The sequence below is a fragment of the Acrocarpospora catenulata genome (assembly GCF_018476525.1).
In the GTDB taxonomy this organism is placed as follows: domain Bacteria; phylum Actinomycetota; class Actinomycetes; order Streptosporangiales; family Streptosporangiaceae; genus Acrocarpospora; species Acrocarpospora catenulata.
Genome location: NZ_JAHCST010000009.1, coordinates 16,310 through 36,353 on the forward strand (window position 1 = coordinate 16,310; position 20,044 = coordinate 36,353).

A 20,044-nucleotide genomic window follows, 5' to 3' on the forward strand; every position below is an offset into this window, starting at 1 on the left:
CCGGCCCCGGTTCAGTGAGGCGTTCAGCCGCAGTTGGTCGCGGTGTAGGTGGTGTCGTAGGGCGTGGTGACCTGCTGGCCGCCGATCGTCGCGGTGCCCGTCACGGTCACCGCGCCCGCGGCGAGCTGGCCGGATCGCGTGTTGAAGGACTGGTAGGCCTGCTTGCCCGGGGCGACGTCGGCCACGGTCTTGGACCCGTACGGGGTGGTCAGCGTGATCGTCGCCGGCACGGAGGCGTCGTTGACGGCCGTGACCGCCAGGTAGGTCGAGGTGCCCACGCAGCGGGGGGAGGCGGTGACGGTCAGCGGGACCACCGGGGTGTCGTTCTCGGTGGCGACCTTGATCGGCGCGATGCTGAACTTGTCCAGGTTGGGACCCCACTGGCTGTCCAGCTCGGGGATGCACGGTGTCGGGCATCCGGTGGCCTTCGCGCCGTTGGCGGGGTCGTTGTACAGGGCGATCGAGTTCGCGCCGGCCTTCAGCGTGACGGGCACGCCGCGCGCCCACCAGTTGCCCCAGGACCAGGTGTTCTTGAACCAGTACCGCTTGGAGTTCCCGCTGTTGACGGAGACGTCGAGGGGGCGCGAGATGATGTCGGCGTTGTAGACGTGGCCGGTCTTCCGCTCGTCGTTGGCGTACTGGACGACGAGCAGGTAGTCGCCCGCCTTGTCCACGTTCACGTCGAGGGTCAGCCGGTTCTGCGGGCCCTGTCCGACCCAGGCGACGTACTGGCCGCCGGAGGCGTAGCCGTGGTTCTCCACCACGGCCGCACCGGCCCGGGCGCCGGCCTCGGCCTCGACCGACTGCACCGGCCGCGGCCCGGAGGTCGCCCGGGTCACGCTCACCTTGTCGAGGTTGACCGGGGTGGCGCCGGAGGGCTCGACGGTCACCCGGTTGATGCCCGCCGACAGGAACAGCCGGTGGCTGTCGGTCTTCCAGAAGCCGCCGCCGGTGTTGGCGCGGAGCACGCCGCCGCTGACCGGGCGCCGGTCGAGCCCGATGTTCGCGGTGACCGCCCCGGGCTGCCCGGCGCTGTTGTGCCGGAACACCAGGTCGTAGTAGCCGTCCTCTTCGGCGTACACCGAGAACATGGCCTCGCCGCCGCTGCCGAGGGTGAGGTAGCCCGCCCCGGACTGCTGGGGCTTGTCGTAGGCGTAGGTCGCCGCGCCCTTGGTCTGCGCGCGCTCGGCCTCGTAGTCCCGGGTGACCGGGCTGGTGACGGCCGGCTCCAGGTCGATGCGGTCGATCGTCGCCTGCTGGACCGCGACGCCCAGCTCGGGGTGGGACTTGGCCAGGCGGATCTCGTTGGCGCCCGCCTGGAGCTGGACCACCACGTCCTTGCGGGTCCGCCACTGGAAGTTCAGCGTGGCCTGGTAGTCCACGAACTGGGCCTGACCGCCGTTGACGGTGAGCACCTGCTGGGACGGCTGACCGGTCTGGTTGCCGTACAGAATGCTCAGCTTGTACGCCCCGGCCGCCGGCACGTTCGGCACGTTGAACGTCACCGCGCTGGTGTTCTGGGTGAGGTTGCCGACGTGTCGGGTGCCGGAGGTGGCCGCGGCGTTCCAGTTCGACGCGGTGCCGAAGGTCTGCACCGTGCCCGCCGTGACAGTGGCCAGCTCCGCTTCGTAGGAGGCCCGCCAGGGCTGGGTCACCGACTGGCGGGTGCCTTCGCCGCCGGGCGAGAGCACGATCTCGTACGCCGCCATCAGGTCGATGTTCGGCCCGCCGTCGCCGGTGACGCCGAGCCCGCGGACCGGGATGGTCAGCGAGCCGTTCACCGGGGTGTAGTCCTGGTCGAGCAGCACCACCGGCGGCGGGGCGTCGGAGTTCTGGCCGCTCCAGGTGGACGCCGCCAGGGTCACGTTGACCTTGGAGCCGAACAGCGCCGGGTCGATGTTGTTGACCACCACGTCGAACGCGGTCGCCGTGCCGCCGCCGGCGATGATGCGCGCCTGCTTGCGGCCGTCGTCGATGGCGGCGATGGCTTCCAGTTTGTCGATGGTGGTCGCGGCCGGCGGAGTGACCTTGACGGTGTCACTACCGGCCATGTCGGCGTACATCTTGTAGAACCACCAGCCGCCGCCGGGCTTGTTGGTCTCCACGACGTCGCCGCCGAGCAGACCGGCCGCGGTCCAGTACGCCTTGCCGCCCGCGTCGACCTTGGCCTCCTCGAACATGGCGACGTACTGGATGAGCTGGCCGGGCACCGTCAGGTCGCGGTTGCCGCCGTACTCGTTGATGTTGATCGGGATGGGGGCGATGCCCCGGTCCCGCTCCAGGTTCCGGAAGGTCTGGTAGTTGGTGCGGAAGTAGTTGCCGTTGAGGGGGTTCAGCCCGGTGGAGTCGAGCTGGTGCCAGGACACGAAGTCGGGCAGCACGTTGTTGTCGCGGGCGAAGGTGAGGAAGTCCCCGTAGTTGCGCGCCCGGAACACGGCGTCGTTGGTGCCCATGACCCGCGCGCCCGGGTGGTTGGCGCGGATGTACTCCACGGCCGCCTTCCAGTGGGCCAGCAGGGCGGCCATCCGCGTCTGGTACTGGGAGGTGGTGCCGGTCGAGGTGCCGTACCAGATGCCGTCCGGCTCGTTGAACGGCACGTAGACGATGCGGTCGGCGTACGGGCTGTTCTTGACCTGGTTGACCACCCAGGCGAGCTTCTCCATGTAGTTGCTGTGGCAGACCGCGTTGCAGGGGGTCACCCCGCCGGCGTTCTCGTACGTCCACTGGGCGTACATGTCCTGCACGTTGATCTGGATGTACTTGCCGCCGTTGCGGAAGAACGAGGGCGCCACCACCAGCGCGTCACCGTTGGGGTGCTGGGCGCCCGCGGGCGGCTTCTGGTTGACGGTGGCCACCCGGAGCGGCTCCAGCGTGTTGTCGCTGGGCACGCCCTCCTCGCTCAGCCCGTACAGGGATCCGCTCGCGGCGCCGCGGAACGCGCCGGTCCGGGTGCCGAGGTCGACCACGAGCTGCGTGGCCGCCGGGTCGTCTCCGTGCGCGGGAACCGCCGCCGTCACCCCTGCGGTGACGAGGGCGAACGTGGTTGTCACCGCGGCGACGATTCGCCGTGCTCGCCGATGTGTTGGTAATTTGGACATGCCTCTCCTCCGGCTCTCCAACTGCTGGCCGATGGGGTGGGGAATTTGGTGCTCAAAGGTGGCCGGCCGAGCCCTTGGACAGGCGTTTCTCGGCCGGTTCACCGCGTTCTCTTACGTGGTCCTCGTGCGTTCCCGCTCCGCCCGGGGCGGTGATCTACCGCCCACGGGCGTTCGTGCCGGCATGGGGTGCTGCTACTGGAACAGGGCGTTGACTTCGTCGTTGGCCTTGCTGAGCGAGGACGGCTCCGCCTCGAAGCTCAGCACCGCGTCCATCGCCGGGCTCATGATCGCGGCGACGTCGCCGGCATGGTCGGTGATCGGGAACAGCGACGTGGTGTTCTCGTGGATCTGCACGGTGAACGCGCTGATGTCGACGCCCTTGGCGGCGAACTTCTGCTCGGCGATGGTGAGCGCCTCAGGGATGGCCGGGAAGACGACGGCCTTGTCGCCGACCGTCTTCTGGCAGTCCGCGGACGCCAGGTACTTGACCCACTGCCACGCCTGGTCCTTGTGCTTGGTTCCGGCGTAGATGGAGTCGGCCAGGCCGTTGTAGATGGTGGCGCGCTTCCCGGAGGGGCCGACGGGCGTCGGCGCGGTGCCCACCTCGACGCCGTCGTAGCCGTAGTAGGTGTTGATCATCCAGGAGCCGTTGGTGGACAGCGCGTACTTGCCGGCGCCGAAGCCGTCGTTGACGCTGGTGCCGGACCTGGCGATGGCCAGGCTCGGCATGTAGCCCTTGTCGATCAGGCCACGCCACCAGGCGATCGTGTCCTGGAAGCGCGGATCGTTGTACTGGAACTTGGTGCCCCACGGGTTCTTGTCGGTGAACTGCCAGCCGGTGGAGAGCGCGTACATGCTCCACATCTGCTGGCCGACCCCGGCGCCGTTGTTCTCGTCCAGGCCCAGGCCGTAGACCTCGACGTTCTTCTTGTCGAAGCCCGGCTCGTCGCCGCGCTTGCCGTTCTTGTCCACGGTGAGGCGGGCGATGATCTTCTCGTAGCTGCCGCCGTCCTTGGGGTTCCAGGTGAGCGACTTCATCTGGTCCTCGGTGATGCCGGCGTCGGCGAGCATCTTCTTGTTGTAGAAGATCGCGATCGTGTCGAAGTCCTTCGGCAGGCCGTACCGCTTGCCGTCGGCCGACACCCACAGGTCGGCCAGGCCGGGAGCGTAGGCGTCCGTTTTGGTGCCGTCGGCGGCGACGAACTCGTCCAGCGGCAGGATCTGCTGCTTGCCGGCGAACTCGGGGTAGTAGTTCAGGTGGTTGGTGAAGACGTCCGGCGCGTTGCCCGACACGAGGTTGGTCGTGAGGCTCGTCCAGTAGTCGCCCCAGCCGAACTGTGAGATCTTCACACTGATGTTGGGGTTGGCGGCCTGGAAGGCGTCGGCGCAGGCCTGGTAGGCCGGCAACTGGTTGGAGTCCCACAACCAGTAGCTGATTTCGATCTTCTCGGCGCTCGGGGCGGCGCCGCTGCCGCCGCCGTCCCCGCTCTCGCCGCTGCCGCACCCGGCCAGGGCCAGCGGAAGTATCGTCGCGACAGCGGCGAGGCGCGTTATCCGTCTCATGCCAGATCTCCTTGTTGCGGTGGGGGGATGAGAGTGGTTCGGGGAGGGATCATTTGATCCCGGAGAACTGGATGGAGTTGACTATCCATCGTCCGAAAATGGTGAAGAGCGCGATGACCGGTAACGCGGCCAGGAGCGTCGCGGCCATGAGCCCGGACCAGTCCGGCCCGGCCTGCGGCGTCTGGGCGCGGAAGATGCCCAGGGCCACGGTGAGCACTCGGACCTCGTCCTCCTGCCCCACCAGCAGGGGCCAGAAGTACTCGTTCCAGGCTCCGATGTAGACCAGCAGGGAGATGGTGGCGATCGGCGCCGAACTCATCGGCACGATCAGCCGGAAGAAGATGTGCGCGTGTCCCGCGCCGTCCACGATCGCCGCCTCCTCCACCTCCCTGCTGATGTTGAGGAAGAACTGCCGGAGGAAGAACACCGCGAACGGCGTCATGAACAGGTACGGCAGCACGATCCCCGCGTAGGTGTTGAGCAGCCCGAGCTGCTTGACGGTCACGAAGTTGGGCAGCGCGGTGAAGATCGGCGGGACCATCAGCGCGGTCAGGAAGACGAAGAAGACCTTCTCCCGTCCCGGCCAGCGCAGCCGGGCGAACGCGTACGCGGCCATGGCGCTGAAGAACACCTGGCAGACGGTGATGACGGCCGAGGTGGCCACCGAGTTCGCCAGGTACCGCCAGAAGTTGATGTTCGCGCCGGAGCCGCCCTCCGCGGTGGCCTCCGCCAGCGTCGCGATCCCCAGGACCCGCTTGAACGCGCCGAAGGTGAAGTCGGTCGGCAGCAGCGAGCCCGCGTTCGCGAAGAGCGTCCGGTTGTTGGACAGCGAGATGCGCAGCATCCAGTAGAACGGCAGCAGCGTGATCAGGACGAACAGCACGAGGATCGCCCAGGCCGCCATCCGCTGCCAGCTCAGCCGTCTCGGTGCGGGGTTCATGGCCTCCCTCTCAGTCCAGGTCCGAGTCGCCGGCGCGCAGCAGCTTGAGCTGGAGGAGCGCGAGGGTGGCGAGAATCGCGAAGAGGGCGACGCAGACGGCGGCGGCGTAACCGAAGTTGAAGCGCTGGAACGCCTGCTCGTAGATGTAGTAGTAGATCACCCGGGTGGCGTTGATCGGCCCGCCCTTGGTGGTGACCGCCACCGTGTCGAAGATCTGGAACGATCCGATGATGGTCAGGACCAGCACCAGCGCCAGGGCCGGCCGTAACAGCGGCAGGGTGATCCGCCAGAACATCCTCGCCTCGGAGGCGCCGTCGGTCGCCGCCGCCTCGTACACGGTCTTCGGGATGGCCTGCAGGCCGGCGAAGATCAGCAGCGCGGTGTAGCCCATGTGCCGCCAGACGTTGACCAGCGCGATGGTGGGGATGGCCGTGCTCGTCTCGCCGAAGAAGGCCACCGGGTCCAGGCCGATCCACTCCAGCGCCTGGTTCACGATGCCGAGCTGGGCGTCCAGCATCGTGTACCAGATCAGGGCGACCACCACGTTGGCCACCAGGTACGGCAGCAGCAGCACGCCCCGGATCAGCCCGGAGCGGGTCAGCCGGTGCATGAGCACGGCCATGCCGAGGGCGACGACCGTCTGCACCCCGATGTTGATGACGACGTACTCGACCGTGACCTTGAGCGAGTTCCAGAACAGGCGGTCGCCCAACAGGCGCTCGTAGTTGCCGGCGCCGACCCATTCCGGCGGCGCGAGCAGGCTGTAGTCGGTGAGGCTGAGGTACATGGTCCGCAGCGTCGGCCACAGGTAGAAGACGGCGAAGCCGACCGCCGCGGGCAGGAGGAAGACCATCGCGACGGGCAGGTCGCCCGCCCGGCGCCGATGTTCTGTGCTGGTCCTCATGACGGTCAGGCCTTTGTGATGTGCAGCAGGAGCAGCTGTTCGGGGTGGAGCGGCGGGGCGGACAGGCCGACCTCCGCCAGCACCTGGCCGGTGACCACGACGCCCTCGGCCAGCCACGGGTTCGGGGCCACCGCGGTGGTGCCCGGACTGTCGCCAGGGGCCAGCGGATGCACGCGGTAGCGCTGGTGCGGGTCGAGTCCGGGGAGGCGGACCCGCCCGGGCTGGGTGCGGGCGCCGGTGGTCATCGCCACCACCGCGAACAGTGCCTGGTCGTGGTCGGCGGACACGATTCCGTGCACCCACAGCGCCGGGTCGGGATGGTCGGCCCGCACCACGTGGCCGCGGTGCAGCCAGCCGCGCATCCGCTTGTAGAGCCGCACCCACCGGCGCAGCTCGGCGCGTTCGGCGCCGGTGGCCGCGGTCAGGTCCCATTCGATGCCGAAGTGGCCGAACAACGCCGTGCCGGCCCGCAGCGCCAGGCTCTGCGTCCGCCCGGTGGTGTGCGAGCGCGCCGACCCCACGTGCGAGCCGATCAGCTCCGGCGGCAGGAGCAGTCCCGTCCACCGCTGGATCGCCTGCCGTTCCACGCCGTCGATGCAGTCGCTGGCCCAGACGCGGTCGGTACGCTGGAGAATGCCGAGATCCACCCTGGCCCCGCCCGACGAGCACGACTCGATCTCCAGCGCGGGGTGGCGCGCCCGCAGCTCGTCCATCAGGCGGTAGACGGCGGTGGTCTGCCCGTGCACGTCGGCGTCGATGAGGTCGCGGTTGTGGTCCCACTTCAGGAAGGCGATCCGGTACTCGGTCACCAGCGCGTCCAGCCGCTCCAGGATGTACCGGTACGCCTCCGGGCGGCGCAGGTCGAGCGCCTGCTGGTGACGGACCGGCGGGGGCTGCCGGCCGACGGACGCCATGATCCAGTCGGGGTGCGCGCGGGCCAGGTCCGAGTCGGGGTTGACCATCTCGGGCTCGACCCACAGGCCGAAGTCCATGCCCTGGGCCCGTACGTGCTCGACCAGCGGGTGCAGCCCGTCCGGCCAGCGGATCTCGTCGACGAACCAGTCGCCGAGACCGGCCCGGTCGTCGCGGCGACCGCGGAACCAGCCGTCGTCGAGCACGAACCGCTCGGCCCCGACCTCGGCGGCCGCGTCGACCAGCGCCTTGAGCCGGCCCAGGTCGTGGTCGAAGTAGACGGCCTCCCAGGTGTTGACGACCACCGGTCGCGGCCTGTCCCGTCCGCTCCGCGTGCCGCGCAGCTGGTGGTGGAAGCGGCCGGCCATCTCGTCCAGGCCGTCGCCGTGCACGGCGTAGATCCACGGGGTCTCGTAGGAGGCGCCGGGCGCGAGCCGGATCTCGCCGCTCCGCAGGAGTTCGCCGCCGCCGATGACGGACTCGCCGGTGGGCAGCCGCTCGGCGTAGGTGCGGTGGTTGCCGCTCCAGCCGACGTGCACGCCCCACACCTGGCCGGACCGGAAGCCGAAGCCCTGCTCGCCGGCGACGAGGATGAACGCGGCGTCCGAGCCGGTGCGCCCGCGCCGGCCGTCGCGGACGTGGGCGCTGGCCGAGAAGGCGCGCCGTTGCGGGGCGCGTTCCCGGCTCCAGCGGCCGGTGAAGTCGAGCAGTTCGGTCGCCTCGGTCGGCACCGGCAGGGCCATCACCAGGCCGTCGAGCGTGTACCACTCGGCGGCGGTGTTGCGCAGCGCGGCGCGCATGCGGAGCACGCCGCCGGGCGTCAGGTCGAGGCGGAGCTCCAGGGATAACCCGCAGTCGTGGTCCGAGGCCAGGACCACGACCTCGCCGCCCTCGCCCCCGCCGCGGTTGCGCAGGCCGACGTGCTCGGTCTCGAACAGCGGTGACCAGTGCCGGCCGTCGCGGTGCCCCAGCAGGCCCGGCAGGCCGAACCAGCCGGTCGCCAGCTCCGGCACCATCGCCACCGAGGCCGGGGTGTCCAGCGAGTTCGGCACCGTCGCCGGCAGTGAGGCCAGCGCCAGCGCCGTCAGGTCCGCCTCGGTCGCGTGCGGCAAGGCGCGTCCCCAGTGCAGCACCCGTGGCAGCCGGATGCCGCGGCAGTCGAGCACCAGACCGACTCCGGACGCCTGGAGGTGGACGAAGCCGTCGACCCCGCGCTCGTCCGGCCGGGCCGCGACGCCGTCGCCCGCACCCGAGTGCGGGTCGCCGGCGTCGGCGATGGTCTCCACGATTGCCACACTTACGTCCTTCTCGTCGGAATGAGGCCGTGCGTCATCTGCCGAGCTCAGGGGCCCGGCCGGCGATGTCTCGATGGGGGTCTCGATGGGGGGTGGTGGGTAGTGAGCACGCTCACATGTAACGTTCAATGCTGGGCTGAGACTTACATGTCGCCAGCGTTACGTCAAGATGTCACCAGCGCTCTCGCGGAGCGCTTCACCCCCGGTCTGCGCGGCGCTCCGGGCGCATGATGCGTGCTAGAGTCCGGAGGCGTTGAGGCTCGGCGACTGCAACACATGAGTGGTGCGAATGTCAGACACAGCCAATCGGGGGAAAATGGCAGGCGCGAACGATCGTCGCTCAACTCGCCGCCCCAGCATCGACGATGTCGCGAAACTCGCCGGCGTTTCCCGGCAGACGGTGTCCAATGTGCTGAACGGGCGCAAGGATTACTTCTCAACGCAGACGCAGGCGCGCGTGACGGCCGCGATGGAAACGCTTTCCTACCAGCCGAACCGCGCCGCCCAGACTTTGCGCTCCCGGCGCAGCATGCAAATCGGCTACCACATGTCCGGCGAGGAACTGGAAACGGTCAAGGGCTTCACCCTCAGTTTTCTCCAGGCGTTGATAAAGGCGGCGGCGCGGCACGGATACCAGATTCTGGTGTTCACGCACACCGACGACCCCTTGCCGGTGTTCACCGAACTGATCGCCCGGGGAAACGTCGACGCGCTGATCGTCTCGGAATCGCAGGTGGACGACCCGCGCGTCCGGCTGCTCGCGCAGAGCAAGCTACCCTTCGTGTCCTTCGGCCGCCTTGCCCCCGACCTGCCCCAGCAGTGGGTCGACATCGACAATGCCGATGGAATGGCCATGCTGATGGACCACCTGGTCGGCAAGGGATACCGCCGGTTCAGCTATATCGGGGCCGAAGGCGAGGAGTACTGGAAGCGGGAACGGCTCCAGGGTTTCAAGCGGGGCCTCGGACAGCACGGGCTGAATTCGACTGACGAAGATGTCTTCCAGGGTTCCGACAACGCGATCCGCGAGCATGTACGCCGCATTCTCAGCCAACCGCATCGGCCTGACGCGATCGTCACCAGCAGCGACTCCATCGCCGCGGTCGTGGTCAACGTCTGCCATTATCTGGGCCTGCGCGTGGGCCAGGACATCGCGGTCACCGGATTCGACGGTGGCGCGATGGGACTTATCTCCGAGCCGACCATCACCAGCGTCCGGATACCCCTGGAGAAGGTCGCGAGCGAACTGATCGACCGCTGCCAGGCCGAAATCGACGGCGGGCCCACCGGTCACCCCGGAATTCTGATCCCCACCGAGATATTCCAGGGCGGAAGCGCCTGAAGACGCTTTTGGCAAATCCCTTCATAGAGGCCCTCCGCTCCTGGTTCAGGTGACGCGGGTGTCGTACGTCTCGCGGTTGGCGAGCACGTCGTCCATGTGTGTCTCGGCCCAGGTCTTGAGGCCGCGCATCATGTGGTGCAGGGAGAGACCTAGGTCGGTCAGCTCGTAAGAGACCGTGACGGGCACGGTCGGCGTCACGGTGCGTGTGAGGAGACCGTCACGCTCCAAGGAGCGCAGCGTCTGCGTGAGCATCTTCTGGCTGACGCCGGCCAGCAGGCGGGACAGCTCCGAGTAGCGCATCGACCGCGGTTCACCCACGCAGCCTTCGCCCTGCTGATGCGAGCCGCCGCTGCCAAGCGCGGCCAGGATCAGCGTGACCCACTTGTTGGAGATCCGGTCGAGCAGCTTGCGGCTTGGACACGCCGCCACGAAAGCGTCGTATTCCGCCTTGACCTGTGCCCTCTTCTGAGCCGCCGTCGTCGTTGCCATTGACCGCTCCCCTAACCCGTGGGTGTCTTACGCACTTCGGAGTACCTGCTTCCTGCCAGGAAGTTACCTACCCATACTGAAGCAAGGCGCCGTTGGAAACCACCCAGCTCAACACGTAAAGGCAGAGGTATGAGCACGTTCCCCACTTCGCTTCCCGGCGGTACCTGGACCCTGGGCGACCTGACCGTCACCCGGTTCGGCTACGGTGCCATGCAACTCGCTGGCCCCGGGGTGATGGGTCCGCCGGCCGACCATGACGGCGCACTCGCCGTCCTTCGCGAGGTCGTCGACCTCGGAATCACCCATATCGACACCAGCGACGCCTACGGACCGCGCGTCACCAACCAGCTGATCCGTGAAGCGCTGCACCCATACCCCGAATCGCTGCACCTCGTGACCAAGGTCGGCGCGACCCGTGACCAGCGGGGCGGCTGGCCCCCGGCCCGACGGCCCGAAGACGTGCGCCGCTCCGTTCACGAGAACCTTGAAGCCCTCGGCCTCGAGGTGCTCGACCTGGTCAATCTCCGGCTCGGCGACGCCCAGGGACCCCAGCCCGGCTCGCTTGCCGAGCCGTTCGAGATGCTCGTCGAACTCCAGCGGCAGGGGCTGATCCGGCACCTCGGTGTGAGCAACGCGACGGCGGAACAGGTCGCCGAGGCACTGGCTATCGCGCCGATCGTGTGCGTGCAGAACATGTACAACCTCGCCTACCGGCAAGACGACGAACTGATCGACGACCTCGCTGAGCAGGGCATCGCCTACGTGCCGTTCTTCCCGCTCGGCGGCTTCAGCCCACTCCAGTCCTCGGCGCTCTCGACGGTGGCCGCCCGGTTGGACGCGACGCCGATGTCTGTCGCCCTGGCCTGGTTGCTGCATCGGTCGCCGAACATCCTGCTCATTCCTGGCACCTCGTCGGTGGCGCACCTGCGCGAGAACGTCGCCGGCGCGGGCCTCTCATTCTCCGATGAGGAACTCACCGAGCTGGACAAGATCGGCCATGGCTGAGCGGCCGGCACCGGCGGCCCGACGGGATGTTCCGGCTACTTCAGCAGCGCGGCGGTGCTCTCGCGGACTACGAGGTCGGTGCCCAGTTCCACCCGCTTCTGGTGGAGATGCTCCCCGGTGGCCAGGCTGATCAGCATTTCGGCGGCCGTGGCGCCCATCTCGGTCAACGGCTGGCGGATGGTGGTGAGCGGCGGGAGGATCCAGTGACTGCTCGGCATGTCGTCGAAGCCGATCACGCTCAGGTCGTCGGGGATGCGTAACCGTAGCTCGCGGGCCGCGTGGTAGACCCCGATGGCCTGGCCGTCGTTGGCGGTGAAAATCGCGGTAGGCGGCTCCGGCAGTGCCATCAGCCGGCGGGTGTAGACCACGCCGTCCTCGATCTGGAACTCCCCCTGGTAGATCAGGTCGGGGTCGACCGGCACACCCGCGGCGTCGAGGGCGGCGCGGTAGCCGTCAAGGCGGGCCCGGCTGGAGAGCGCGTATGCCGGGCCCGTGATCATCGCGATGCGACGGTGCCCCAGTTCGAGCAGGTGACGGGTGGCCTCCAGCCCACCGCTCCAGTTCGTGGCTCCCACCGAAGGCACGCCGAGCCCCGGATTCCCGGCGGGGTCCAGTACCACCAGAGGGACCCCCAAGGTGGCCAGTTGCACCCGCTGCTCGTCTGAGGGGGCCGAAAAGGCCGTGATCACGCCGGTGGGGCGACGGCTGAGCACGTCCTCGATCCATCTCTGCCGGGGCGTGTGCCGGCCCCCGAGCTCGGAGGTCACCACACTCAGGCCGTGCGTCCAGGCGACCCGCTGTACGCCCTTGACGATTTCCGTCGGGTAGTCGCCGGCCAGTTCGTGGAAGACGACCTCGATGTGCCTGGCTGCCTTGATGCGACGGCGCCGCCTGCGGTAGCCGTGTTCCGCGATGAGTCCCTCGACCAGGGCGCGGGTCTCCGGACCGACCTCCGCGCGGCCATTGACGACCTTGGAGACGGTGGCGGCGGAGACACCGGCGAGCTCGGCGATCTGGTTGAGGGTCAGTGGTGCCGAGTCACCGGTGGGGGATTGTTCGGTCGAGGTCATGTCGGGAGTGTACCCGAACGCCTTTCGGTCGCTGATCATGACCGTTGTCGCAGTTCTTCCCTATCGCAAGCACTGCCGGGCAGACACTAAAAGCCGAATGCTTTCCGAAAATGTCGGAATCTGGATCGAAATTTTCAGCTCGCGCCACCAGGAGCACGGGGGCACTGCCACCTCGTGGCTGCGAAAATTACTTAAATCTGGTCCGAATCCTATGGATTTCCAACTGGTAACTTCTGTGAAACTTTCACAGCTGCCGACAGTGCGACGCGATCTTCCTGCGGACGAATGTCCAGGCCGGGAAATGTGCCGGTAGCAATGCCGAGGTCAGCGAGGGTCGCGACTCGTTGACGCTGGATCGGACAGTCGGATGTACTCCGCGACACGCCCCCACGGGAGCAGGCCACGAAGCTCTGCCGTCCCGAATGTTAACGATAACAATTTCGTGGCCAGCATGACCAGCCGCACATCCCCGGTCCCGCCGTCAGGCAGACGGGGAGACCGGGGACCCATTCCCCCCAGAGAAAGGAACACGCGTGTCCCTGAGCCGAAGGCAGTTCGGCAAGGCCGCCCTGACGTCGGCCGCGCTGGCGACCACCGGTTTGGTCGGTCTCCCCCGCGCGGCGTGGGCGGCCAATACCGCCTACGTCTTCACGTACTTCACCGAGTCCCCGAACCAGACCGGCGCCGACTACGGTCTGCATCTGGCGGTCAGCCGCGACGGCCTGAACTGGACGCCCCTCAACCAGAACAACCCCGTCGTCACCCCCACCGCCGGCCAGCAGGGCCTGCGCGACCCGCAGATCTTCCGCAAGCTCGACGGCACCTTCGTGGTCATCGCGACCGACCTGAAGGGCCTCAACTTCGGCACCACCAGCCAGTACCTGCACGTCTGGGACTCGGTCAACCTGACCGACTTCACCGGCTACCGCCGCCTGCGCATGCACACCACCAGCGGCCACACCTGGGCCCCGACGGTCTTCCGCGACACCTCACGCGGCCAGTACGGCATCGTCTACTCGTTCAACACAGGCGGCCGGGACATCCTGGCGGTCAACTACACCTCCGACTTCCAGTCGGTCGGCGCGCAGCAGACCTTCTTCAGCCCCAGCTTCAACGTGCTGGACGGCGACATCGTGGTCGACGGCAACACCACGTACCTCTACTACAAGAACCTCAACGACGGGAACCTCTACGGCGCCCGCTCCGCCACCGGCCAGCCCAACAGCTTCACCACCTACACCGGCGGCATCCGGATGGGCAACGCCATCGAGGCGCCGCTGCTCCAGAAGACCAACGAGGGCGGCTGGCGCCTGTGGGGTGACTCCTTCAGCCCGGTCAACAACGACTACTACCTGTGGTCCTCCGGCAACATCGGCGCGAGCGCGTGGACGGCGGTGAACCAGCGCGACTACACCCCGCCGCTGAACGCCAAGCACGGCTCGATCGCCGGGATCACCGACGCCGAGTACAACGCGATGGTCGCGCGCTGGGGGCTGCCGAACTGGGTGCGGCTGAAGTCCTACAACTTCCCCGATTACTTCGTCCGGCACGCCAACCGGATCGGGCGCATCGACCCCTACCCGTTCGACCCCTACCGCGAGCAGTTGTGGCGCATGGTGCCGGGCCTGGCGGACGCCAACGCGGTGTCGTTCGAGTCGGTGAGTCTGCCGGGCAACTACCTGCGGCACAACAACTACGCGATCCGCCTGGACCCCAGCGACGGCTCCTCGACCTTCCGCGCCGACGCCACCTTCTACCGGGTGGCCGGGCTGGCCGACGGCGGCTGGTCGTCGTTCCGGTCCTACAACTTCCCGACCTACCACCTGCGGCACCAGGGCTACGTGCTGCGCATCGACCCGATCAGCTCCTCGTCAAGCGCCACCGACCGTCAAGACGCGACCTTCCGGGTGACCTCATGACCAAATTGTTATCGCTAACAAGACGCCTGCGCGCCTCGCTTGCCGCCATCATCGCGGCCGTGCTCACCGGCACGCTGCTCACGCTCGCCACTCCCCCGGCGACCGCGGCGACCGTGGACACCAACGCCTGGTACGTCCTGGTCAACCGCAACAGCGGCAAGGCCCTGGACGTCTACAACCTGTCCACCGCCGACGGCGGCCGGATCACCCAGTGGACCCGCAACAACGGCAACAACCAGCAGTGGCAGTTCGTCGACTCCGGCGGCGGCTACTACTGGATCAAGTCCCGCCACTCCGGCAAGGTCCTGGACGTCTACAACTTCTCCACCGCCGACGGCGGCTCCATCGTGCAGTGGGCGGACGGCAACGGCACCAACCAGCAGTGGCGCCTGGCCGACTCGGCGGACGGCTATGTCCGCTTCATCAACCGCAACAGCAGCAAGGCGCTGGAGGTGCAGAACGCCTCCACCGCCGACAACGCCAACATCGTCCAGTACGCCGACTGGGGCGGCACCAACCAGCAGTGGCAGCTCGTCCAGGTCGGCAGCGGCAACCCGTCCCCGACACCCACCCCGACACCGGGCGGCAACTACACCAACCCGGTCGTTTGGCAGGACTTCGCCGACGGCGACATCATCCGGGTCGGCGACGCCTACTACTACTCGGCCTCCACAATGCACTACTCCCCCGGCGCGCCGATCCTGCGCTCCTACGACCTGGTCAACTGGGAGTACGCGGGCCACTCGGTCCCCCGGCTCGACTTCAACTCCAGCGCCTACGACCTGAGCGGCGGCCGGGCGTACGTGAAGGGCATCTGGGCCTCCACGCTGAACTACCGGCGCAGCAACAGCACCTACTACTGGCTCGGCTGCATCGAGTTCAACCGCACCTACGTCTACACCGCCTCGGCGGTGGACGGCACCTGGACCAAGCGCTCGCAGATCAACAACTGCTACTACGACGCCGGCCTGCTCATCGACGACAACGACACCATGTACGTCGCCTACGGCAACGGGACGATCAGCGTCGCCCAGCTGTCGGCCGACGGCCTGAGCCAGGTACGCGCCCAGCAGGTGTTCCAGACCCCCTCCAGCGTCGGCACGTTGGAGGGCTCCCGCTTCTACAAGCGCAACGGCTACTACTACATCTGGCTGACCCGCCCCGCCAACGGCCAGTACGTGCTCCGCTCCACCAGCCCGTTCGGCCCGTACGAGATGCGCCAGGTCCTGCTGAACATGCCGGGCCCGATCTCCGGCGGCGGGGTCCCCCACCAGGGCGGGCTGGTGCAGACGCAGAACGGCGACTGGTACTACATGTCCTTCGTCGACGCCTTCCCCGGCGGCCGGGTGCCCGCGCTCGCGCCGATCACCTGGACCGACAACTGGCCGACCGTGCAGACGGTGAACGGTGGCTGGGGCGTCAACTACCCGAAGCCGAACATCCAGACCAACCGCACCGTGCAGTCGATGATCGGCCCTGACACCTTCACCTCGGGCACGCTCGGCCACCGGTGGGAGTGGAACCACAACCCCGACAACACCAGGTGGTCGACCGGCAGCGGCCTGCGCCTCCAGACCGCGACCGTCACCGGTGACCTCTACAACGCCCGCAACACGCTCACCCACCGCATCCAGGGCCCGTCGTCCACCGCGACGATCGAGCTCGACTACTCCGCGATGGCCAACGGCGACCGGGCCGGGCTCGCCATGCTGCGTGACTCGTCGGCGTGGATCGGGGTGCGGCGCGACAACGGCGCGACCCGGGTGGTGATGACCAACAACCTCACCATGAACAGCAGCTGGCAGACCACCTCGACCGGTTCCGAGGCGGCGAGCGCGGCGGTCTCCGGCGGCCGGATCTGGCTGCGGGCCAACGCCGACATCCGGCCGGGTTCCGGCAGGCAGGCGCGCTTCTCCTACAGCACCGACGGCGTCAACTTCACCAGCCTCGGCCCGGCCTTCACGTTGAACAACGCCTGGCAGTTCTTCATGGGCTACCGCTTCGGGATCTTCAACTACGCCACCCAGGCCCTCGGTGGCGCGGTCACGGTACGCCGCTTCGACCTCACCACCCCGTAACCGACAGAAAGGCATGCTCATGAAGTCCGGCCCAGGTCGGCTGACCAGACTGCTGTCCCTGCTGACCGCCACCCTGCTGGCCGCCGGCGCGTCGGTGGCCCTGTCCGCTCCGGCGAGCGCGGCCACCACGCTCGGCGCATCGGCGGCCGAAAGGGGCGGGCGCTACTTCGGCGCCGCCATCGCGGCAGGGAAGCTCGGCGACTCGACGTACGTGAACATCCTGAACCGCGAGTTCAACTCGGTGACGGCCGAGAACGAGATGAAGTGGGACGCCACCGAACCGTCCCGGGGCACCTTCACCTACACCAACGCCAACCGCATCGTGAACCACGCGCTCGGCCAAGGCATGAAGGTCCGCGGCCACACCCTGCTCTGGCACTCACAGATGCCCGGCTGGGCCCAGAGCCTGTCGGGTTCGACGCTGCGCAGCGCGATGATCAACCACGTCACCCAGGTCGCCACCAACTTCCGCGGCAAGATCCACTCCTGGGACGTGGTCAACGAGGCGTTCGCCGACGGCGGCAGCGGCGGGCGGCGGGACTCGAGCCTCCAGCGCACCGGCAACGACTGGATCGAGGCCGCATTCCGGGCCGCCCGCGCGGCCGACCCGGGCGCCAAACTCTGCTACAACGACTACAACACCGACGGGATCAACGCCAAGAGCACCGGTATCTACAACATGGTGCGCGACTTCAGGTCGCGGGGCGTGCCGATCGACTGCGTGGGCTTCCAGTCCCACCTGGGCAACTCGGTGCCCGGCGACTACCAGGCCAACCTCCAGCGGTTCGCCGACCTCGGCGTCGACGTGCAGATCACCGAACTCGACATCGCCGGCTCCAACCAGGCCAACAACTACGCCACGGTGACCCGGGCCTGCCTGGCGGTCGCCCGGTGCACCGGCATCACGGTGTGGGGCATCCGCGACAGCGACTCCTGGCGAACCGGGGAGAACCCCCTGCTGTTCGACGCCTCCGGCAACAAGAAGGCCGCCTACACCTCGGTACTCAACGCCCTCAACGGCGGCTCCACCAACCCGACCCCCACCCCGACCTCGGGCCCGGTCGACACCAACGCCTGGTACGTCCTGCTCAACCGCAACAGCGGCAAGGCCCTGGACGTCTACAACCTCTCCACCGCCGACGGCGCCCGCATCACCCAGTGGACCCGCAACAACGGCAACAACCAGCAGTGGCAGTTCGTCAGCTCGGGAAGCGGCTGGTACCGGCTGAAGTCGCGGCTGTCCGGCAAGGTCCTGGACGTCTACAACTTCTCCACGGCCGACGGCGCCTCCGTCGTCCAGTGGACCGACCTCAACGGCACCAACCAGCAGTGGCGCCTGGCCGACTCCGGCGGCTACCTCCGCCTGATCAACCGCAACAGCAGCAAGGCGCTGGAGGTCCAGGGCGCCTCCACCGCCGACGGCGGCAACATCGTCCAGTACGCCGACTGGAACGGCAACAACCAGCAGTGGCAGCTCGTCCGCGTCGGGTGACGCGGCACACCCGCTGAACCGGTCCCGGACGCGGCGGACCCGCCGGCCCGTCGCGTCCCGGAGCCACAAGCGCCCCCCATCAACCCCCTGAGGGAGTCAACAGGTGAGACCCGCACTCCTCACGGCCAGAAGGAAAGCCCTGGTCGCCTGGTCCGTGATCCTGCTTCTTCCGGCCCTGCTGTTCCCGTCCCCGGCCAGGGCGGACAACCCGATCGTCCAGACCATCTACACCGCCGACCCGGCGCCGCTCGTCCACAACGGCCGCGTCTACCTCTACACCGGGCACGACGAGGACGGCTCGACCTACTTCACCATGCGGGACTGGCACGTCTACTCATCCGCGGACATGGCCAACTGGACCGACCACGGCTCGCCCATGAGCCTGTCCACCTTCGCCTGGGCCGACGCCAACGCCTGGGCCGGTCACGTCGCCTCCCGCAACGGCCGCTTCTACTGGTACGTGCCGGTACGGGACCGTGCCTCGGGTTCGATGGCCATCGGGGTCGCGGTCGGCGACAGCCCGACCGGGCCGTTCCGTGACGCCATCGGCCGCCCGCTGGTCAACAACGGCGAGATCGACCCCAACGTCTTCATCGACGACAACGGCCAGGCCTACCTGTACTGGGGCAACCCCCGCCTCTGGTACGTACGGCTGAACACCGACATGATCTCCTACTCGGGCAGCCCGACCCAGATCCCCCTCACCACGGCGGGCTACGGCACGCGCACCGGCAACGCCAGCCGTCCGACCCTGTACGAGGAAGCGCCCTGGGTCTACAAGCGCAACGGCCTCTACTACAACGTGTTCGCCGCGGAGTGCTGCTCGGAGTTCATCGCCTACTCGACGGCTCCCAGCGCCACCGGGCCGTGGACGTACCGGGGAACGATCATGCCCCGGCAGGGCGGCAGCTTCACCAACCACGCCGGGGTCGTCGACTTCAACGGCGGGTCCTACTTCTTCTACCACAACGGCGCCCTCCCGGGCGGAGGCGGTTTCACCAGGTCGGTCGCCGTGGAGAAGTTCACCTACAACGCCGACGGCACCATCCCCACCATCAACATGACCACCGCCGGGCCACCCCAGGTGGGAACGCTGAACCCGTTCGTCCGCCAGGAGGCCGAGACGAGCGCCTGGGCGCAGGGCGTCGAGACCGAACCCGCAAGCGAAGGCGGCATGAACGTCGGCTTCATCGAGAACGGGGACTACCTCAAGGTCAAGGGTGTCGCCTTCGGCACCGGGGCCTCGTCCTTCACCGCCCGGGTGGCCTCGGGATCGGGCGGCGGCACCATCGAAGTCCGGCTGGGCGGCCCGACCGGCACGCTGGCCGGCACGTGCAGTGTGCCGGGCACCGGCGGCTGGCAGTCGTGGACCACGGTCACCTGCCCCGTCAACGGCGCGACCGGCACACGGGACCTCTACCTCCGTTTCGCCGGCGGCAGCGGCTACCTGCTCAACTTCAACTGGTGGCAGTTCGCCCAGGGCGGGAGCAGCGGCGGGAACCTGCTGACCAACGGCGGCATGGAGAACGGCACGACCGGCTGGACGGCGTCCGGTGGCAGCACCCTGTCGTCCGCCACGAACCTCGCCTACGCAGGCAGCCGGTCCCTGCTCAACTCCGGGCGCACCGCGGCGTGGAACGGCCCCAACCAGAACGTGACCTCGAGCCTCACCAACGGCAGGAGCTACACCACGAGCGTCTGGGTGCGGTCACAGAGCGGCACCCCCAGCGCGAAGGCGACCCTGGCCGTCACGGCCAACGGCACCACCAACTACTTCCAGCTCACCCCGGCCCGGACGGTGAACACCGGCGGCTGGACCCAGCTGACCGGCACCACCACCGTGTCCTGGACCGGGACGCTGACCAACGCCTCCTTCTACGTCGAGACGGCCACCGGCACCGACGGCCTCTACATCGACGACGCCTCCTTCCAATAAC

General features: G+C 68.1%; 13 protein-coding genes. 6 read left to right on the plus strand and 7 right to left on the minus strand.

Annotation, left to right across the window (positions count from 1 at the left end; translation table 11 throughout):
• Positions 1-23: 23 nt before the first annotated feature.
• From KIP79_RS49375 to KIP79_RS11360, 5 genes are all read right to left on the minus strand, one after another.
• Positions 24-3,050 (minus strand): CBM35 domain-containing protein, encoded by a 3,027-nt coding sequence (locus KIP79_RS49375; RefSeq protein ID WP_214104699.1) that lies wholly within the window; start codon positions 3,048-3,050, stop codon positions 24-26.
• A 240-nt stretch (positions 3,051-3,290) separates the two neighbouring features.
• Positions 3,291-4,661, minus strand: a complete 1,371-nt coding sequence (locus KIP79_RS11345) for an ABC transporter substrate-binding protein (protein ID WP_214104700.1) — start codon at positions 4,659-4,661, stop codon at positions 3,291-3,293.
• A 49-nt stretch (positions 4,662-4,710) separates the two neighbouring features.
• Positions 4,711-5,601 (minus strand): carbohydrate ABC transporter permease, encoded by an 891-nt coding sequence (locus tag KIP79_RS11350; RefSeq protein ID WP_214104701.1) that lies wholly within the window; start codon positions 5,599-5,601, stop codon positions 4,711-4,713.
• Between the two features lie 10 nt (positions 5,602-5,611).
• Positions 5,612-6,505 carry a carbohydrate ABC transporter permease gene (locus tag KIP79_RS11355; RefSeq protein WP_214104702.1) on the minus strand — a complete coding sequence of 298 codons (894 nt, stop codon included), beginning with the start codon at positions 6,503-6,505 and terminating at the stop codon, positions 5,612-5,614.
• 5 nt (positions 6,506-6,510) lie between these two features.
• The gene (locus KIP79_RS11360; protein ID WP_308169671.1) at positions 6,511-8,712 is read right to left on the minus strand and encodes an alpha-galactosidase; all 2,202 of its coding nucleotides are present in this window, start codon (positions 8,710-8,712) and stop codon (positions 6,511-6,513) included.
• 316 nt (positions 8,713-9,028) lie between these two features.
• On the opposite strand from KIP79_RS11360, the gene KIP79_RS11365 reads away from it, so the two are divergent.
• Positions 9,029-10,054, plus strand: coding sequence for a LacI family DNA-binding transcriptional regulator (locus KIP79_RS11365; protein WP_214104703.1), 1,026 nt, complete (start codon positions 9,029-9,031; stop codon positions 10,052-10,054).
• A gap of 45 nt (positions 10,055-10,099) precedes the next feature.
• Here KIP79_RS11365 and KIP79_RS11370 read toward each other — a convergent pair whose 3' ends face one another.
• Positions 10,100-10,543 carry a winged helix-turn-helix transcriptional regulator gene (locus KIP79_RS11370; RefSeq protein WP_214104704.1) on the minus strand — a complete coding sequence of 148 codons (444 nt, stop codon included), beginning with the start codon at positions 10,541-10,543 and terminating at the stop codon, positions 10,100-10,102.
• 129 nt (positions 10,544-10,672) lie between these two features.
• Here KIP79_RS11370 and KIP79_RS11375 point away from each other — a divergent pair, with 129 nt between their 5' ends.
• Positions 10,673-11,548: an aldo/keto reductase family oxidoreductase gene (locus KIP79_RS11375; RefSeq protein WP_214104705.1), complete on the plus strand. Its 876-nt coding sequence runs from the start codon at positions 10,673-10,675 to the stop codon at positions 11,546-11,548.
• Between the two features lie 35 nt (positions 11,549-11,583).
• Here the strand turns inward: KIP79_RS11375 and KIP79_RS11380 are convergent, their stop codons facing one another.
• Positions 11,584-12,618 (minus strand): LacI family DNA-binding transcriptional regulator, encoded by a 1,035-nt coding sequence (locus KIP79_RS11380; protein WP_214104706.1) that lies wholly within the window; start codon positions 12,616-12,618, stop codon positions 11,584-11,586.
• Between the two features lie 533 nt (positions 12,619-13,151).
• Between KIP79_RS11380 and KIP79_RS11385 the strand changes: the two genes are divergently transcribed.
• The 4 genes from KIP79_RS11385 to KIP79_RS11400 all read left to right on the plus strand — a co-directional run bounded on the left by KIP79_RS11385 (position 13,152) and on the right by KIP79_RS11400 (position 20,043).
• On the plus strand, positions 13,152-14,537 hold the full coding sequence (locus KIP79_RS11385; protein WP_308169672.1) for a glycoside hydrolase family 43 protein: 1,386 nt from the start codon (positions 13,152-13,154) through the stop codon (positions 14,535-14,537).
• On the plus strand, positions 14,534-16,615 hold the full coding sequence (locus KIP79_RS11390; protein WP_214104707.1) for a family 43 glycosylhydrolase: 2,082 nt from the start codon (positions 14,534-14,536) through the stop codon (positions 16,613-16,615). Before KIP79_RS11385 ends, KIP79_RS11390 begins: the two co-directional genes overlap by 4 nt.
• A gap of 19 nt (positions 16,616-16,634) precedes the next feature.
• Positions 16,635-18,107: a glycoside hydrolase family 10 protein gene (locus KIP79_RS46815; RefSeq protein WP_250213065.1), complete on the plus strand. Its 1,473-nt coding sequence runs from the start codon at positions 16,635-16,637 to the stop codon at positions 18,105-18,107.
• A 103-nt stretch (positions 18,108-18,210) separates the two neighbouring features.
• The gene (locus tag KIP79_RS11400) at positions 18,211-20,043 is read left to right on the plus strand and encodes a family 43 glycosylhydrolase (RefSeq protein ID WP_308169673.1); all 1,833 of its coding nucleotides are present in this window, start codon (positions 18,211-18,213) and stop codon (positions 20,041-20,043) included.
• Position 20,044: the final 1 nt, after the last annotated feature.

Bases quoted from the DNA above. Each gene is read 5' to 3' on its own strand.
- KIP79_RS11355 (WP_214104702.1), bottom strand. From the start codon at position 6,505: ATGAGGACCAGCACAGAACATCGGCGCCGGGCGGGCGACCTGCCCGTC.
- KIP79_RS11350 (WP_214104701.1), bottom strand. From the start codon at position 5,601: ATGAACCCCGCACCGAGACGGCTGAGCTGGCAGCGGATGGCGGCCTGG.
- KIP79_RS11390 (WP_214104707.1), top strand. From the start codon at position 14,534: ATGACCAAATTGTTATCGCTAACAAGACGCCTGCGCGCCTCGCTTGCC.
- KIP79_RS46815 (WP_250213065.1), top strand. From the start codon at position 16,635: ATGAAGTCCGGCCCAGGTCGGCTGACCAGACTGCTGTCCCTGCTGACC.
- KIP79_RS11375 (WP_214104705.1), top strand. From the start codon at position 10,673: ATGAGCACGTTCCCCACTTCGCTTCCCGGCGGTACCTGGACCCTGGGC.
- KIP79_RS11345 (WP_214104700.1), bottom strand. From the start codon at position 4,661: ATGAGACGGATAACGCGCCTCGCCGCTGTCGCGACGATACTTCCGCTG.
- KIP79_RS11365 (WP_214104703.1), top strand. From the start codon at position 9,029: ATGGCAGGCGCGAACGATCGTCGCTCAACTCGCCGCCCCAGCATCGAC.
- KIP79_RS11380 (WP_214104706.1), bottom strand. From the start codon at position 12,618: ATGACCTCGACCGAACAATCCCCCACCGGTGACTCGGCACCACTGACC.
- KIP79_RS11370 (WP_214104704.1), bottom strand. From the start codon at position 10,543: ATGGCAACGACGACGGCGGCTCAGAAGAGGGCACAGGTCAAGGCGGAA.